General features: G+C 68.6%; 17 protein-coding genes and 2 tRNA genes. 14 read left to right on the top strand and 5 right to left on the bottom strand.

All coding sequences use genetic code 11. The annotated features are described in order from the left end of the window. The first annotated feature begins 61 nt into the window (after positions 1 to 61). A complete protein-coding gene (locus BM417_RS17295) occupies positions 62 to 811 on the top strand; it encodes a sulfite exporter TauE/SafE family protein (protein ID WP_093596101.1) in 750 nt (249 codons plus the stop codon). Here the strand turns inward: BM417_RS17295 and hisC are convergent. Further along, positions 801 to 1,868, bottom strand: a complete 1,068-nt coding sequence (gene hisC, locus BM417_RS17290) for a histidinol-phosphate transaminase (RefSeq protein ID WP_093594645.1) — start codon at positions 1,866 to 1,868, stop codon at positions 801 to 803. The two genes, BM417_RS17295 and hisC, sit on opposite strands and share 11 nt — an antisense overlap. A 75-nt stretch (positions 1,869 to 1,943) precedes the next feature. Between hisC and BM417_RS17285 the strand changes: the two genes are divergently transcribed. From BM417_RS17285 to BM417_RS17240, 10 genes are all read left to right on the top strand, one after another. Next, the gene (locus tag BM417_RS17285; RefSeq protein WP_093594642.1) at positions 1,944 to 2,585 is read left to right on the top strand and encodes a dienelactone hydrolase family protein; all 642 of its coding nucleotides are present in this window, start codon (positions 1,944 to 1,946) and stop codon (positions 2,583 to 2,585) included. Positions 2,586 to 2,723: 138 nt separating this feature from the next. Beyond that, a complete protein-coding gene (locus BM417_RS17280; RefSeq protein ID WP_143138682.1) occupies positions 2,724 to 3,254 on the top strand; it encodes a hypothetical protein in 531 nt (176 codons plus the stop codon). Beyond that, positions 3,251 to 4,534 (top strand): PPE domain-containing protein, encoded by a 1,284-nt coding sequence (locus BM417_RS17275; protein ID WP_093594636.1) that lies wholly within the window; start codon positions 3,251 to 3,253, stop codon positions 4,532 to 4,534. Before BM417_RS17280 ends, BM417_RS17275 begins: the two co-directional genes overlap by 4 nt. Further along, on the top strand, positions 4,531 to 5,286 hold the full coding sequence (locus BM417_RS17270; protein WP_093594633.1) for an ESX secretion-associated protein EspG: 756 nt from the start codon (positions 4,531 to 4,533) through the stop codon (positions 5,284 to 5,286). The genes BM417_RS17275 and BM417_RS17270 overlap by 4 nt, the downstream gene beginning before the upstream one ends. Positions 5,287 to 5,361: 75 nt before the next feature. Further along, positions 5,362 to 7,323 (top strand): acetoacetate--CoA ligase, encoded by a 1,962-nt coding sequence (locus BM417_RS17265; RefSeq protein WP_093594630.1) that lies wholly within the window; start codon positions 5,362 to 5,364, stop codon positions 7,321 to 7,323. A 155-nt stretch (positions 7,324 to 7,478) separates the two neighbouring features. Next, positions 7,479 to 7,568 (top strand) — tRNA-Ser (locus BM417_RS17260). A gap of 41 nt (positions 7,569 to 7,609) precedes the next feature. Beyond that, positions 7,610 to 7,682 (top strand) — tRNA-Arg (locus BM417_RS17255). Positions 7,683 to 7,859: 177 nt separating this feature from the next. After that, complete coding sequence (locus tag BM417_RS17250) at positions 7,860 to 8,705, top strand: SAM-dependent methyltransferase (protein WP_177320471.1); 846 nt, start codon at positions 7,860 to 7,862, stop codon at positions 8,703 to 8,705. A gap of 144 nt (positions 8,706 to 8,849) precedes the next feature. Continuing rightward, positions 8,850 to 9,677, top strand: coding sequence for an SDR family NAD(P)-dependent oxidoreductase (locus BM417_RS17245; RefSeq protein ID WP_093594624.1), 828 nt, complete (start codon positions 8,850 to 8,852; stop codon positions 9,675 to 9,677). Between the two features lie 31 nt (positions 9,678 to 9,708). Next, complete coding sequence (locus tag BM417_RS17240) at positions 9,709 to 10,035, top strand: hypothetical protein (protein WP_143138681.1); 327 nt, start codon at positions 9,709 to 9,711, stop codon at positions 10,033 to 10,035. On the opposite strand, the gene BM417_RS17235 is transcribed toward BM417_RS17240, so the two are convergent. Further along, positions 10,019 to 10,840, bottom strand: a complete 822-nt coding sequence (locus BM417_RS17235; RefSeq protein ID WP_093594618.1) for a serine hydrolase domain-containing protein — start codon at positions 10,838 to 10,840, stop codon at positions 10,019 to 10,021. The two genes, BM417_RS17240 and BM417_RS17235, sit on opposite strands and share 17 nt — an antisense overlap. Positions 10,841 to 10,863: 23 nt before the next feature. On the opposite strand from BM417_RS17235, the gene BM417_RS17230 reads away from it, so the two are divergent. Continuing rightward, complete coding sequence (locus BM417_RS17230) at positions 10,864 to 11,775, top strand: ribonuclease Z (protein ID WP_093594615.1); 912 nt, start codon at positions 10,864 to 10,866, stop codon at positions 11,773 to 11,775. Here BM417_RS17230 and BM417_RS17225 read toward each other — a convergent pair. Then, the gene (locus tag BM417_RS17225) at positions 11,720 to 12,565 is read right to left on the bottom strand and encodes an NAD-dependent epimerase/dehydratase family protein (protein WP_281251334.1); all 846 of its coding nucleotides are present in this window, start codon (positions 12,563 to 12,565) and stop codon (positions 11,720 to 11,722) included. The two genes, BM417_RS17230 and BM417_RS17225, sit on opposite strands and share 56 nt — an antisense overlap. Positions 12,566 to 12,643: 78 nt before the next feature. Here BM417_RS17225 and BM417_RS17220 point away from each other — a divergent pair, with 78 nt between their 5' ends. Continuing rightward, a complete protein-coding gene (locus BM417_RS17220) occupies positions 12,644 to 12,853 on the top strand; it encodes a hypothetical protein (RefSeq protein WP_093594609.1) in 210 nt (69 codons plus the stop codon). A gap of 192 nt (positions 12,854 to 13,045) precedes the next feature. Here BM417_RS17220 and BM417_RS49210 read toward each other — a convergent pair whose 3' ends face one another. Continuing rightward, a complete protein-coding gene (locus BM417_RS49210; RefSeq protein WP_245821969.1) occupies positions 13,046 to 13,186 on the bottom strand; it encodes a hypothetical protein in 141 nt (46 codons plus the stop codon). Positions 13,187 to 13,204: 18 nt separating this feature from the next. On the opposite strand from BM417_RS49210, the gene BM417_RS17215 reads away from it, so the two are divergent. Further along, positions 13,205 to 14,458, top strand: coding sequence for an ATP-grasp domain-containing protein (locus BM417_RS17215; RefSeq protein ID WP_245821968.1), 1,254 nt, complete (start codon positions 13,205 to 13,207; stop codon positions 14,456 to 14,458). A gap of 6 nt (positions 14,459 to 14,464) precedes the next feature. Here BM417_RS17215 and BM417_RS17210 read toward each other — a convergent pair whose 3' ends face one another. Continuing rightward, positions 14,465 to 15,229 carry a hypothetical protein gene (locus tag BM417_RS17210; protein ID WP_093594603.1) on the bottom strand — a complete coding sequence of 255 codons (765 nt, stop codon included), beginning with the start codon at positions 15,227 to 15,229 and terminating at the stop codon, positions 14,465 to 14,467. Between the last annotated feature and the right edge of the window lie 12 nt (positions 15,230 to 15,241).

The following is a 15,241-nucleotide window of genomic DNA, read 5'->3' as shown; positions in this document are numbered from 1 at the left end:
CCACACTTCGCCGTCCCGAGTGGAGTGTTAGCGTCGCTAACCAGTGGGTACGGGGGTGGACATGACGGTCTGGGAAGCAATCGCGGTGGTGATCGCGGGTGTGTTCGCAGGCGGCATCAACACCGTCGTGGGCAGTGGCACGCTGGTGACGTTCCCGGTGCTGCTCGCTGTCGGCTACCCGCCGGTGGTGGCGAACGTGTCCAACAGCCTCGGTCTCGTGCCGGGCTCGCTGTCCGGCGCGTGGGGTTACCGCGAGGAGCTCAAGGGGCAGTCGGACCGCATCAAGCGGCTGTTGCCCGCGTCGATCCTCGGCGGCATCCTCGGCGCGATCCTGCTGGTCACGTTGCCTGCCGAGGCGTTCACCGCGATCGTGCCGGTGCTGATCGTGATCGCGCTGGTCCTCGTGGTGATCCAGCCGTGGCTCAACCGCAAACTCGCGCATCGGCGCAGCGAGAACGATGGCGGCGTGTTGCTGTGGTTCGGCGTGTTCGCCGCGGGCATCTACGGCGGCTACTTCGGTGCCGCGCAGGGCGTGCTGGTCATGGGGATCATGGGCGTGCTCGTGAGCGAGCACCTGCAGCGGATGAACGCGCTGAAGAACGTGCTGACCGCGTTCGTGAACCTCGTCGCGGGCGTCATGTTCATCTTCATCGCCGACGTGGCGTGGCTGGCCGTGCTGCTGCTGGCCGTCGGGTCCGTCGTCGGTGGCCAGATCGGCGCCAAGGTCGGCCGCAAACTCCCACCCGCCGTGTTGCGCGGCGTCATCGTGGTGGTGGGAGTCGCGGCGATCGTTCAGTTGCTCATGAAGTGAACGTGCGAGCTGCGGCCAGGAAGGCGTCGTTCTCGTCCGGCTCGCCGATCGTCACGCGGGCACCCTCACCGACGAAGGCGCGCACGACGACCTTGTGCGCCAGGCAGTGCTCGTTGAACGCGGCCGTGCGCTCGCCCAGTGGCAGCCACACGAAGTTCGCCTGCGTCTCCGGCACCTCGAAGCCCATCGCGAGCAGTTCGCCGCGCACGCGGCCCCGTTCGGCCACGATCGCGCGGCAGCGGACCATCAGCTCGTCCTCGGCGTCCAGCGAGGCCATCGCGGCCACCTGCGCCAGGGCGTTCACGGAGAACGGCACGTAGACCTTGCGCAGCACGTCGGCGACGACCGGCGGTGCGACCGCGTAGCCGATCCGCAGGCCGGCGAGGCCGTACGCCTTGGAGAACGTCCGCAGCACGGCGACGTTGTTGTGGCCCGCGGCCCACTGCTGCTTCGCGAGCTCGACGCCGTCCGGGACGTGCGCGTCGTCGACGAACTCCTTGTAGGCCTCGTCGAGCACCACGAGCACGTCGCGCGGCACCTTCGCGATGAACGCCTCGATCTCCTCGGTGCGCAGCGCGGTGCCGGTCGGGTTGTTCGGGTTGCAGACGAAGAGCATCCGCGTGTTCGGCGTGATCGCCGCGAGCATCGCGTCCAGGTCGTGCGTGTGCTCCGAGTTCAACGGCACGCGGATCTGCTTCGCGCCCGCCACGTGCGAGACGATCGGGTAGGCCTCGAACGACCTCCACGCGAACAGCACCTCGTCGCCGTCGGCGCAGGTGGCCTGGACGAGCTGCTGGCACAGGGTCACCGAGCCGCAGCCGATCGCCAGGTGGTCGGCGGGGACGCCGAGTTTGTCGGCCAGCCGCCCGGTGAGTTCGACGGAGCCCGAGTCGGGGTACCTGTTGATGCCGGCGGCCGCTTCGGAGATCGCTTTGACGACGCTCGGCAACGGTCCGGCGGACACCTCGTTGCTCGCGAGCTTGATGGCGCCGGGGATGGTCCTGCCGGGCACGTAGGACGGCAGGGACGCCAGGTCAGCACGAGTTCGCACGGTCATGTCCCCGATCCTCGCATTGCTCCGTCCGATTGGTCACGTTGACTGGAGTTCACCCCGTCGTGGAAGGGTAGGACGATGACCAGTACCCGCATCGAGACGCTTTCCCTCACCGACGGCCGTGAGCTGCGGGTGACGATCGCCGAACCCGACTCCGCCGTGCGGGGCGGACTCGTGGTGCTGCACGAGGCCCGCGGTATCACCGCGGGCGTGCGCACGCTCGTCAGCAGCCTTGCCGACGAGGGCTGGCTCGCGATCGCGCCGCACCTCTACAACGAGGACCGCGTGCACGGCGACGACATCCGGGAACAGGTCAGCAAGCTCTCCGGGGACCGGCTGCTCGCGGACACCGACGTCGCGTTCGTCTGGCTGGGCCAGCAGGGTGTGAGCGCTGACCGGATGGGCGTCGTCGGGTTCGACATCGGTGGCACCGTCGCCATGGTGGTCGCCGCGAGCCGCACGATCGGCGCGGCCGTCACCGTGCAGGCGCCCGGCATCCTCGAGCCGCTCTCGGACGGCCTTCCCGCGCTGGTGGACGTGGCCGGCGACCTCACGTGCCCGTGGCTTGGAATCTTCAGCGACGAGGACTCGGAAGAAGTGAGCAAGCTTCGCGATGCTGTGATCAGCTCCGAAACCGCGTCCGATCTGGTCCGTTTCAACGTTTCGAGTGACGAAGCGTGGGTTCGTGCGTTGAACTGGTTCGACGCTCACATGAGGTAAGGGTCTTTACGGCGGATTGGAACCGAACCGTCGTCCGGGTACATCTAAGGAGTGCTTCGGACGGCTGACTGGGTGTAGCAGTGAGTAACGCCCAGTGCTGCGGTGACGAGTTATATGCAGTGCAGGGGGTTATGACGGATGGCTGAAGGAACTGGGACAGGGACCACCGGAACGACTGGCGCGGGCACCCCGCCGGTGACACCCGACGTCACGACGTCGGTCACCGCGCCGATCACGGCTGAACAGCTGGCGGCGGCGAAACCTGTTCTCCAACAGGGCTTGCTGGCGGACAAGGCGGAGGCGAGCAACGCCGCGGCCAAACTCGACGCGGCGGCGGACAGCGGGAAGCTGACGCTCGACGTCGACGCCGCGGACGCGTTGATCAAGGCCGTCGACGCGGCCCGGGACCAGGTGATGGACCTGTGGAAGCGCGCGACCGACCAACTGGCCACACCGTTGCAGCTGGGGGAGAACCCGGTCGCCAAGGCGATCAGCGCGCGGTTCTCCGACCTGGCCGTCGGTGAGGACTCAGGCGCCGCCAAGGCGTTGCTGGACCTGTTCAAGGTCCTCGACGACATCAGCAACGCCCTGAGCCGCAACCGCGACACCATCCGCGAGGCCGACGAAGAAGCCGAGAAGTCGATGAAGAACGCCGGGGGGTCCTGGTGAGTCACGGATCGCACGACAACAAGGGCAACGGCGACAAGGACAACAAGTCGTCGAACCACCACGATGACGATGACAAGTACGACCGCAGCGACCTGCACGAGCCGGTCGACTGGATGACGTACACGCACGAGCAGCTCTACAACATGGTGCACACGGGCGTGAACCTCGCCGGTGCCCAGGCGGCGGCCACGAACTGGCAGAAGATCGGCGAGGACATCGCCGGTGTGCGGACGAGCCTGCTCAAGGCGGTCGAGGACTCGGCCGTCGGCTGGGACAGCGACTCCGCCCGGCTCGCGCGCGACGGCCTGACCGAGGTCACCAACTGGGTCGACGACACCGCGAACTACGCGACGAAGGTGTCGGCCGCGATCACGACCGAGACCAGCAACGTCGAGGCCGCGCGTGCCGCGATGCCGCCGCCTCCCCAGGCGCCCGCGGCGCCGGTGCCCGCGGAGACGAAGCTGCCCACGCCGATCCTGAGCCCTCAGGACCGGCTCGTGATGGTCGACCAGATCGACGGGTTCAGTGCGTCGAGCCTGCGGGACGTGGGCCTGGTCGCCAAGAACCCCAGCGCGTTCGCGGGCTTCGAGACCGTCGGCAGCAGCCCCGTCGACACCCTCGCGGCCAACGACGCCTCGCACCGCCTCGCGGCGGACGTGATGGCGGCGTTCCAGCGCAACTCGGCCGCGGTCGACCAGACCGTGCCCTCGCAGTTCACGCCTCCGGTGAACCCGATCAACCCGACGCCGACCGGCCCGGATCTCACCAACCGCTCGCACACGGGGGCGGACGGCACCACGGCCGGTGGCGCCGGTGGTCCTGTCGCGGCCGGTACGCAGAACCAGAACCGCGGCACCACGAACGCGTCCTCGCGCGGCGGAAGCGGTGGCGGTGCGGGCGGCCGTGGTGGCGCCGGAGGGTTCGGTGGCTTCGGCGGCGGCATGGCTCGCCCGTTCGGTTCCAACACCGGCAACCAGGGCTCCGGTGGCGGTGGCGCTGGTGGCGCAGCCGCGTCCGCGGGTGGTTCGGCCGGCGTGAGCGAGGGCTCGCGTGGTGGTGGCGCCGGCGGTGCCGCGGCTGCTGCCTCGGCGACGCCGGGCAACACGACCAAGGCGTTCCAGAACCCGCTCGCGATGGGCGGCGCGCCGATGGCCGGTGCCCCCGCGGCGGGCGGCGGCCAGAACGACTCGAAGGAACACAAGACGGCGAGCTACCTGGAAGAGGACGACAACGTCTTCGGCCTGGACCGCAAGGCGGCCCCGCCGGTGATCGGTCAGTGAGAGAACGCCAGTTCACGGTGAGCTCGCAGGAGTTCTTCCTGCTGTGGCAAGCCGTGCACGGCGAGGACCGCGTCGTGCCGCTCGGCACGCCCCACTTCGGGGCCACCCGAGCGGCGCGGCAGCGTCTCGTCGAAGCAAGCTCGCAGACGTTGCAGGCTCGCCGGTTGGGCACTGTGCAGCGCCCGGATCCCGACCTCCGCGCGTTGGTCAGCGGCCTCGGCGAGTTCGACCGTGCGTTGGAGATCGCGTACTTCAAGGGCACCGAACTGGCGCGCGGCATCGCGTGCGCGGGCTGGGGAGGCTCCTTCGCCGCCCGCGTGAACGGCGAGGTGCACCTGTACCCGTTCCACCCGACGTCGCTGGCCTCGGCCACGGTGTCATCGTTGCCAGGCCTCGCGCCGGGTACCGGCCGTTCCGTGAACGTGCGCTGGGACGACTACGTCCGTGCAGGTCAGGCGGGCGAGCAGGAAGGCAAGGAAGCCTTCCTGGACGTCCTGCGCGGCGTCGGCATCCGCGAGCCCGAGGCGCGCAACCTGATGCGCATCGTCACGTCCCGCATCGGCGGCGGCGAACTGGGCCTGACCGCCCGCAACCGCGACGGCGTGCCCCGCCCGACCGGCCGTTCGGTCTCGTGGCTCGACACGCGCGAGGGCCGCTACCTCCTGCGCAAGCAGGACGGCTGGCTGGTGCTGGCCCCCGCCGACGCCTCCCGCCTGACCAGCGCCGTCGACGAACTGATCGCGGCGGGATAGTTCCACACCGGTGGGCTACCGCAAGTCCGCCAATCACACATGGACGTTCGGTTGTGCCTCAGTTAGACATGGGGCATGACCGACACCGACGTCGAACTGCTGTGGCGCCCGGACCCCACAAGGGACAACGGGATGTCCGCTTTCCGGACGTGGCTCAAGACTGCGCCTACTCCTACAAGCGAGGGACACGACTTCCCCGACTACGAGTCGCTGTGGGAGTGGTCAGTCTCGGACCTCGAGGGGTTCTGGGGCGCCATAGCTTCGTACTTCGACGTCCGGTTCCACTCAGCTCCTGAACGCGTGCTGGGGTCCACGGAGATGCCCGGCGCCGAGTGGTTCCCCGGCGCGACGCTGAACTACGCCGAGCACGCGCTGCGTCGCGGTGCCGACGACGACCTCGCCGTGATCTTCCATCGCGAAGACGGCGTCGCCTCTTCTTTGACGTTCCGTGCCCTGCGCACGCGCGTGGCCGCTTTCCGGGCCGCGTTGGCCTCTCTGGGCGTCTCCGAGGGCGACCGGGTGGTGGCGCTCGTCCCGAACGCCCCCGAAGCTCTCATCGCCTTCCTGGCGGCCGCCTCGCTCGGCGCCACGTGGTCGTCCTGCTCCCCGGACTTCGGCGCCAGGGCCGTCGCCGACCGCTTCACCCAGATCGAGCCCGCGGTGTTCGTCGCGGTCTCCGGCTACGTCTACAACGGACGGTCGTTCGACTGCCGCCCGGTGGTCGAGGAGATCCGCGCGCAACTGCCCGGCCTGCGCGCCACGGTCCTGATCGACTACCTGGACAACGGCGCCTCTCTGCCGGACACGCTGTCGTTCTCCGAACTGCTCTCCGAGCACGAGGGCGCGGCGCTGGAGTTCACGCCGGTGCCGTTCGACCACCCGCTCTGGGTGCTCTACTCGTCCGGCACCACAGGCCTGCCCAAGGGCATCGTCCAGGGCCACGGCGGCATCGTGCTGGAACACCTGAAGATGCTCGGCCTGCACAGCGACCTCGGCCCCGGCGACCGCTTCTTCTGGTTCACCACCACCGGCTGGATGATGTGGAACTACCTGGTGGGCGCCCTCATGGTCGGCACCACCATCGTCCTGTACGACGGCAGCCCGGCGTACCCGTCGCTGAACACGTTGTGGCACTTGGCCGAACAACACCGGGTCACCTACTTCGGCACCTCGGCCCCGTACGTCCAGTCGTGCCTGAAGGAGGGCCTCGACCCGTCGTCCCGCTACGACCTGACGGGCCTGCGCGTCGTCGGCTCGACCGGCGCGCCCCTCACCCCGGAGGGCTTCCGCTGGATCGCCTCCGCAGTCGGCAAGGACGTCCAGATCGCCTCGGTCTCCGGCGGCACCGACGTCTGCACCGCGTTCGTGGCAGCGTCCCCGGACCGCCCGGTCTGGCTCGGCGAACTCTCCTGCCGCTCCCTGGGCGCCGCGGTCTTCGCCTACGACGAGGCCGGCGTCGCGTTGGACAACGAGGTCGGCGAACTCGTGATCACCAAGCCGATGCCGTCCATGCCGATCTTCTTCTGGGGCGACGAGGACGGCTCGAAGCTGCGCGACGCGTACTTCGACACATATCCGGGAATCTGGCGCCACGGCGACTGGATCCGCATCACCCCACGGGGTTCGGCCGTGATCTACGGCCGCTCCGACTCGACCCTGAACCGAGGCGGCGTCCGCATGGGCACCTCGGAGTTCTACCGCGTGGTCGAGTCGATCGACGGCATCGTCGACTCCCTGGTGATCGACACCTCCGGCGTCACCGAGGGCGAACTGCTCTGCTTCGTGGTGTTGGACGGCGTGCCGCTGGCCGACGTGGAACCGTTGCTACGCCGAGAATTGCGTGCGTCCCTCTCACCCCGCCACGTCCCGAACCGTTTCGTGGCGGTGGCCGAGATCCCGAGGACCCTGAACGGCAAGAAGTGCGAGGTCCCGGTCAAGAAGATCCTCGCCGGCATGGACCCGGATCGAGCCGTCAGCCGAGGCGCGCTCCGCAATCCCGAGTCCCTCCAACCGTTCCTGGAACTGGCCGCGGAATGATCTAGGTCACTCCGTTCGCGGTGACCAGGCGTTTAACGCCCCTCTCCGACCCTCTGAACATGCTCTGACCAGCAGGTTCCAGGCTAGGAGGGGGGCGTTTTGCAACTCGGATGACGACCTGTGTAACCTATGTCCCGTGGCCGAGGATGGTCCCGGGAGGCTTCGCCTAGTCTGGTCTATGGCGCCGCACTGCTAATGCGGTTTGGGGTAACCCCCCATCCCGGGTTCAAATCCCGGAGCCTCCGCAAGGCCGAGCCTCTAGGGGATCGGTTATAATTGAATACACGCGCTCGTAGCTCAACGGATAGAGCATCTGACTACGGATCAGAAGGTTGCAGGTTCGAATCCTGCCGAGCGCACTGACTCAGGGCCCCTGTGGAGAAGTTTCCACAGGGGCCCTGACGCATTCCTGGCTGTGGACCGGGATCGTGGACAACGCCGACGAGCGGACACTACGTTGGGATTCGCCGGTGCGGGCCTCCCTGCACCGGCGATTCTGTGGCCGGACTAGCTCTGATCACGAAAGGCCGGGTTTGGTGAACACCACTGTCGAGCAACAGGTCCGCGAGTACTACGACCACGCAGGACCCGCCTACCACGCGCTCATGGGGCAGTTCTGGCACCACGGGGACCTGGAGGCCGAACGGGCCGGTCTGTCGCCCGAGGACGCGGCGAAGGCGTTGGCACGCAAGCAGATCGACGCCGCGGGCCTGCGTCCTGGCGGGACCGGGCTGGACTTCGGCAGCGGCGTCGGGGGCACTGCGGTCTACACGGCCTCGGTCTCCGGTGCGAACGTCGTCGGCATCTCCAACAACGAGTGGCTCTCCGCGCAGGCGCGCAAGTACGCGGCCGAGCAAGGGATGAGTGGGCGGGCCGCGTTTCTGACCGTGGGGGACGAGGACTACAAGTCGCTGATCGCGTGGCCCGACGGGTCGCTGGACATGGTCAGCTTCTACGAGTCGGTGTGTCACCTGCCGGAGAAGGCCGCGTTCTTCGCCGCCGCGTTCCGGGTGCTCAAGCCCGGCGCTTGTCTGGTCGGGGTCGACTGGATTCGGCGGCCGTTCGGGGAGTATCAGACCGAGGAGCAGATCGCGCCGTTCATCGGGCCGGTGCAGGAGGTCATCTCCATCCCGGAGCTCGGGACGCTGGACGAGTACCGCGAGATGATGTCGGCGTCCGGGTTCATCATCGAGGCCGCGGAGGATCTCTACCCGGACGTCGAGTGCTGGGGCAGCACGCCGCCGGACGACGGTCAGGGCTGGGGTGAGTACACGGCCGGTGAGAACGACTCCGTGATCCACGACGGGAAGCGCGTGCTCGACGCCGCTCGTGCCGCCGGGGTGTTCTCGGTCGCGCGGTGGGTCGCGCGCAAACCTGGCTGACGACTGACAGGCCCGGCACGCTCAGGTGTGCCGGGCCCGCGACTACGACGACCGGTCGCCGCTTCACGTACGCCGTTCGGCGCGGGCAGTGGCCATTCGCCGACGTGGCGGGCGGCCCGCGCCCCGCATGGCCACACTCGAAGCATGGCGATACTGGCGGGCAAGGCCGTGGTCATCACCGGTGCCGGGCAGGGCTTGGGGCGGGCGTTCGCCACCCACGCGGCGGCCGAGGGGGCCGCGGTGGTGATCAACGACGTGAACGAGCCGCTCGCCAGGCAGGTCGCCGACCTCATCACGCTCCAGGGCGGCAAGGCCGTCGTCAGCGCCGGAAGCGTCTCCGATTCCGATCAGGCCGAGGCCATGGTCGACACCTGTACGGCGGCGTTCGGCCGGATCGACGGGCTCGTCAACAACGCCGGCATCCGCTACCAGGCCGAGATCGGCCAGGACGACCCGCGGAGCATGCGCGAGCTCATCGAGATCAACGTGCTCGGCACCCTCTACTGCACCAACGCCGCGGTCCGGAGCATGCGCGGCGGGTCGATCGTCAACCTCGGCTCGGTCGCGATGGTCGGTCAGCCGACGGCTCTCACCTACAGCGCCTCCAAAGGGGCGGTGGCGAGCATCACGGCCGGGGCGGCGGCGGAACTTCACGAGCGCGGCATCAGGGTCAACGCCGTGTGCCCGGTCGCCTGGACGCGCATGGCCGCGGCCGACACCCCGGCCAAGCCGAGCGGGCCGCCGGAGACGATCGCGCCGCTGGTCACGTACCTGCTGAGCGACCTCGCGGCGAAGGTCACCGGGCAGCTCATCCGGTTCGCCAACGGGCGGCTGCACGTCATGGGGCAGACGTCGCCGAAGGAACCCGTCCTCGAGAACACCCGGTGGGACGTCGACACGATCGCCGAGGCCTTCGAGCAGCAGCTCGAACCCGAGGACCCCGCCTGGGTCCGTTGGGGTGTCGGAAGGTGACGCACGCCTGATCAACAGGCAGAGTGGCGGCGTGGAGCAGCGGGAGATCATGCAGCGGGCGCTCGGCGTCCTGACGCTCACCTACGACGGCGCCGGATCCAACGACTACCTGCGCATGGCGCTCAAGTCGTTGCAGGAGGGCGTGTTCAGCTACGAGGTCAAGGTCGACGGCGAGCTGAACGAGGCCGGTCAGCAGGCCCTCAAGCAGGCGATGGACCAGGTGCTGTCGCAGTTCGGCTGGTTCACCGCAGGGCTGCTCTACGCCTTCCACGGCGTCGCGCAGGCCTACGAGAACGACTACGAGGAAGCCGACGTGCAGGAGATCCTCCGGCAGCTCGCGCTCAGGCTCGCCGACTGACCAGTTCCGCGCGGACGCCGTCGGAGAACGGCGTCCACGCCTCGACCGCCCACGGCCCGAAACGCAGGTCCGTCAACGCGACGCAGGCCGACGAGATCTCCGGGTCGACCCACAGGAACGTGCCGGACTGCCCGAAATGGCCGAAAGTGCGCGCGGAAAAAGAAGTCCCGGTCCAGTGCGGCGACTTCGAGTCGCGGATTTCGAAGCCGAGCCCCCAGTCGTTCGGCTTCTGCATGCCATAACCGGGCAGCACGCCGTTCAGGCCGGGAAACACGACCGAAGTCGCCTCGCGCACCAGCTCAGCGGAGACCAGCCGCGGCGACAACAGCTCCGAGGCGAACAACGCCAGGTCAGCGGCGCTGGACTCGGCACCGGCCCCGGCCGAGCCGACCAGAGCGGAAGAATTCATCCCCAGCGGCGCGAAAACAGCCTCGTGCAAATAGGTCGCGAACGGCATCTCGCACGCCGAACCCACAAAAGAAGCCAGCACGTCGAACCCGGCGTTCGAATAGATCCGGCGGGTGCCGGGGGCGGCCTGCACCTCGGCCTTGTCGAACGCGTAACCCGCGGTGTGCGCGATCAGATGCCGCACGGTCGAGCCCTCGGGGCCGGCCGGCTGGTCCCACTCGACCGCGCCCTCCTCGACGGCCACCAGCACGGCGTACGAGGTCAGCAGCTTCGTCACCGACGCGAGCGGGAACACGCGCTGTTGATCGCCCAACGAGCCGACCACGCCGTCAGGGGCCACCACGGCCACCGCCACGTTCTCGACAGGCCACGACGCCGCCACTTCCACGCTCCGCATGGGACAGACGTTAACGTCAGGGTGTGACAGTCCGGGAACTGATCGTCCTGGGAACGGCCAGCCAGGTTCCCACACGCCAGCGCAACCACAACGGCTATCTGCTCAGGTGGGACGGCGAAGGCTTCCTCTTCGACCCGGGCGACGGCAGCCAACGGCAGCTCCTGCGCTCCGGCGCCGCTGCGAGCGACATCACCCGGATCTGCATCACGCACTTCCACGGCGACCACTGCCTGGGCGTCCCCGGCATCGTCCAGCGACTGTCCCTGGACCGCGTCCCGCACACCGTCCACGCGCACTACCCGAAGTCGGGCGCCCACTTCTTCGAACGCCTCCGCTACGCCAGCGCCTTCTACGACGCCGCGGACATCAAGGAAGTACCCGTCGAAGAAGACGGCGAGATCGCCAACGGGAAGTTCGGCACGCTGGAGGCCTACCGCCTCGACCACGGCATCGACAGCGTCGGCTACCGGCTGATCGAACCGGACGGCCACCGCATGCTCCCCGAGAAGCTCAGGGAGCACGGCATCCAGGGCCCGCAGGTGCGCACGCTCCAGGCCCAGGGCGAGCTCGACGGCATCAGGCTCGAGGACGTCAGCGAACCCCGCAAAGGCCAGCGGTTCGCGTTCGTCATGGACACGAGGCTCTGCGACAACGTCTTCGAGCTCGCCGACAACGCCGACATGCTGGTGATCGAGTCGACCTACCTCGCCCGCGACACCAAGCTGGCCGGCGACCACGGCCACCTCACCGCCCAGCAGGCCGCCCGCGTCGCCCAGGACTGCCGGGTCCGCAAGCTCGTCCTCACGCACTTCTCCCAGCGCTACGAGGATCCCGCCGAGTTCCACGCCGAGGCGGCCGCCGAGTTCGACGGCGAGATCGTCATCGCGAAGGACCTGGACCGGGTGCCGGTGCCGAAGCGAGCCACTGGTCCCTGACGATCTCCGCCAACGCCGACGAACGCGGCTCCCAGCCCAACGCACGCAGCCGTGACGAGTCGGCCCGCAGTGATCGAATCTCCCCGGCGTTCGCGGGCTTCCAGGTCACGTCCACAGCCCGTCCGGTCACGTCGGCAACGGTGTCCAGCACGTCCCGTACGGAAGCGGCGGTCGCCCCGACGTTGTAGACCGCCGACGTGCCGACGGAGCAAGCCTCCAAAGCCACGACGAAGGCAGCAGCAACGTCGCGTACGTGCACGAAGTCGCGCACGGCCCCGCCGTCGCCGTAGACCTCCATCCCAGGCACTGTTCCGGCGGCGCACGCCACAGCCCGGGTGATCACCCGACTGGTGTCCGTGTCACCACCTCCAGCGACGTTGAACAAACGGAGAGTGGTCGCACCGATCTGCCCGGACTGCGCTGCCCACGCCACGAGGTCCTCCGCGGCGGCCTTGGAGGCGGCGTACGGAGAGGAAGGTTCCCTGACCGATTCCTCGGTCAGGACGGCATCCGAAGGCCGGTACACCGTGCCAGTCGACGCGAGCAGGAATCGTTGCCCCTTCAGGGCTTTGAGCAGATTCAGCGTCCCGCCCACGTTCGTCTCGTAGTACGGGAGTGGATCAAGAAAAGATTCCCGGACGCGAGCGACGGCGGCCAGGTGGATGACGGCGTCCACATCGGCCAACTCGAACGGCTCTGACAGGCGCTGACGGGACGAAACGGGTTCATGACCATGAACTCGCAGCTCACGCACCACAGCCCTGCCGACGTACCCAGTGGCACCGGTCACTAGAACTCGCACAAGTTGACCCTAAAGGTCGACGGGTACTGCGCCGATAACACACGAGTGAGTTACCCCCATCGCGCTGTGCACACAAGCATCGCCGGACTTCTGCACGATCACGCCGTGCACGAGTTCAAGCGGCAGGAGTTCCTGCGCAACGTGGCCGAGATCGTGGGAGCCGCACCCGCGCCCGGTCCCGCAGAGCTCACTGCACCGCTGCCGTCGATCAACCCCAGGCGCAGCTTCCTCAACCGCGTTGACCAGGTCCTTCGGGACGCGGCCCGCTCTCTGTGAGCACCCTGCCCAGCAGCTGATCCACACCTTGCCGGGCCCGCGCCGACGGGCCCGTCGCAAGATTCATCCGGCCGTTGCCGGACCGTGCTTCGACACACATACCGGGTGGCTCTACGCTACGCGTCACCCGGCGATCGCCGGTCACGTCCTCCGCTTCTCTTAAGCGAGTTTTCGGCGATGAATCATGTCCTCTCAGCGCTCAACGAGCGCCTCGGCAGGTTGTTCGGTGACCGGCTGGTAGTTCTGGCCGGTGGCACGCGTCTGGCAAAGCGCGCGCATGAGCTGCATACGCTCGGCGCTCGCCATACGCTCGTGCTGGATACCGACGATCATGCCCCGCTTCATGATTCCGTGATCGCCCGCTGGGTGTCGCTGGGCATCAAGGGCAGCCTGGTCGCCGTCGAGCAGCGCCGTCTGGGCAAGCTGCTGACGAAGCCGGGCAACGAGGTCAAGGCGATCCTGCGCGACTTCGACCCCGGCAGCGAAGCGGTCGTGATCAGCACGCCCTACAACGAGATCAGCTCGTTCCAGGGCCGTCCGGTGCTCAACGCGCGTGAGCCCGAGTGGGTCGCGCTGGAGAACAAGACCACCATCGACGCGCTGTGGGACGAGCTGTCCGCTCGCCGCGCGCCCGCGATGGTGTTCGACCTCGACTTCGAACGTCTCTGGGGCGCCTCGGAGATCCTGGACCGCGGCGCGGGCGTCGTCTGGTCCGGTGACGGCCCCGCGATCAACGGCGGCGCCAACTTCGTGCGCCGCGTGCGGTCGTACGAGGAGGCCAAGGAAGCCTTCGACGTGCTCGCGCCCAAGTGCGACCAGGTGCGCGTGATGCCGTTCCTGGAAGGCATTCCGGTCAGCGTGCACGGCATCGTCTTCCCGGACGGCACCGCGGTGCTGCGCCCGATCGAGATGGTCGTGCCGCGCCGCCAGTGCCAGGCCAAGTTCCTCTACGCGGGCTGCGCGTCGTACTACGACCCGCCCGTGTGGATCCGCGACGAGATGCGCAACCTGGCCCGCCGCGTCGGCGAGCACCTGCGCGAGACCGTCGGCTACCGCGGCACGTTCACGCTGGACGGCATCGCGACCGAGGACGGCTTCCTGCCGACCGAGATCAACACCCGCTACGGCGGCGCGATGGTGTGCTTCGAGGACGCCGTCCCGACGCTGCCGCTCGCACTCGTGCAGGTCGCCCTGGTCGCCGGTTGGGACCTGGGCATCTCCTCGATGGAGTTCGAGGAACTCGTGCTCCAGGCCGCGGACAACCACCGGGCCGGTGCCGTGGGCGCCAACGTGCGCGCCGTGCAGCCGACCGAGGTCGACGAACGCCGCGTGATCTTCACCGGCTGGGCGTGCCGGCTCGCGCACTCCGAGGAGGCCGCGCACGCGACGTTGCGGCTGAGCCCGTCGCCGATCGGCGGACGCCTCGACCTTGATCTGCACCGCGAGAACATGCCCGTGGGCGCCCCCGTGGCGGCGCTGACGGTCGCGGCGTTCGCGCTTGCTGACCAGGAGTGGGGGACGGGCCTCGGTGCCCTGGAACCCGCCATCGCGGTCGAGGACGAGGCTCAGGTCGAGCAGGCCATCGAAGAGGCCGTCACCGCGTAAGCACGTTCACCAGGCGCCCTCGTCCCCGTACGCGGAGACGAGGGCGAACTGGTAGCCCATCAGAGCGGCGGCGACCTCGGGTGGCTGGTGCACCGGACGCACCAGCCCCTCGCCCAGCACCTTCGGCTGCGGCAGGTCCACACCCAGTAACTCGGGCGAGCCCTTCAGCAGCGCCACCCCGATCTCGGCCGCGTCCGCGAGCATCTCCTCGCCCGGCAGGTCGATCATGTCCGTGATCAGCCCGTGCACGAACGCGGGCAGCTTCTCCGGCACCGCGCAGGCCAGCGCCACCAGGCACGCGACCCGTTCGGACGCGAGCGCCTCGAAGATCTTCGGCGCGCCCTGGGCGACGGCGTGCCGGGTCTGCGTCAGCCAGTCCGGGGCCGTGCGAGGCAGTTCGCGGCCGAGAGCGTTCCACCTGCGGTGCGTGCGGCGTCCGTCCTCGGTGAAGCCCTTGCCCGCCAACGCCATGGCGGCCAGCAGGAAGATCACCCGGTCCCGCACGTCGCCGGCGACCTTGTAGGACGCCCCCAGCTCCACCAGGAACGGCACGGTGCAGAACGAGGCCTCGGACACCGTGTCGTCGGTCAGCAGCCGGTCAGCGAGCGATGAGAGCGCATCCAGGCGCACGTCCGCACTGGGGTCCATCAGGGAGCGCAGCAGACGGGGCACGCGACCGGCGCCACCCCGGCCGTCGTAGACCTCGGTCCAGGAAATCCTGTCGAGTCCGCGCAACGGGTCAGGCCGTTGCCAGGCGCGCGGCAGCTCCATAGGCCGGAAAGG

The organism is Lentzea waywayandensis, assembly GCF_900115955.1.
GTDB classification, from domain to species: Bacteria; Actinomycetota; Actinomycetes; order Mycobacteriales; family Pseudonocardiaceae; genus Lentzea; species Lentzea waywayandensis.
Note: the sequence above shows the minus strand (reverse complement) of the source record. Positions and strands in the feature narration are given on the sequence as shown.

Excerpts from the sequence above, each read along its gene's own strand:
- BM417_RS17210 (WP_093594603.1), bottom strand. The coding sequence starts at position 15,229 with ATGGAGCTGCCGCGCGCCTGGCAACGGCCTGACCCGTTGCGCGGACTC.
- BM417_RS17265 (WP_093594630.1), top strand. The coding sequence starts at position 5,362 with ATGACCGACACCGACGTCGAACTGCTGTGGCGCCCGGACCCCACAAGG.
- BM417_RS17295 (WP_093596101.1), top strand. The coding sequence starts at position 62 with ATGACGGTCTGGGAAGCAATCGCGGTGGTGATCGCGGGTGTGTTCGCA.
- BM417_RS17280 (WP_143138682.1), top strand. The coding sequence starts at position 2,724 with ATGGCTGAAGGAACTGGGACAGGGACCACCGGAACGACTGGCGCGGGC.
- BM417_RS17245 (WP_093594624.1), top strand. The coding sequence starts at position 8,850 with ATGGCGATACTGGCGGGCAAGGCCGTGGTCATCACCGGTGCCGGGCAG.
- BM417_RS17285 (WP_093594642.1), top strand. The coding sequence starts at position 1,944 with ATGACCAGTACCCGCATCGAGACGCTTTCCCTCACCGACGGCCGTGAG.
- BM417_RS17235 (WP_093594618.1), bottom strand. The coding sequence starts at position 10,840 with ATGCGGAGCGTGGAAGTGGCGGCGTCGTGGCCTGTCGAGAACGTGGCG.
- hisC (WP_093594645.1), bottom strand. The coding sequence starts at position 1,868 with ATGACCGTGCGAACTCGTGCTGACCTGGCGTCCCTGCCGTCCTACGTG.
- BM417_RS49210 (WP_245821969.1), bottom strand. The coding sequence starts at position 13,186 with ATGATCGTCGGTATCCAGCACGAGCGTATGGCGAGCGCCGAGCGTATG.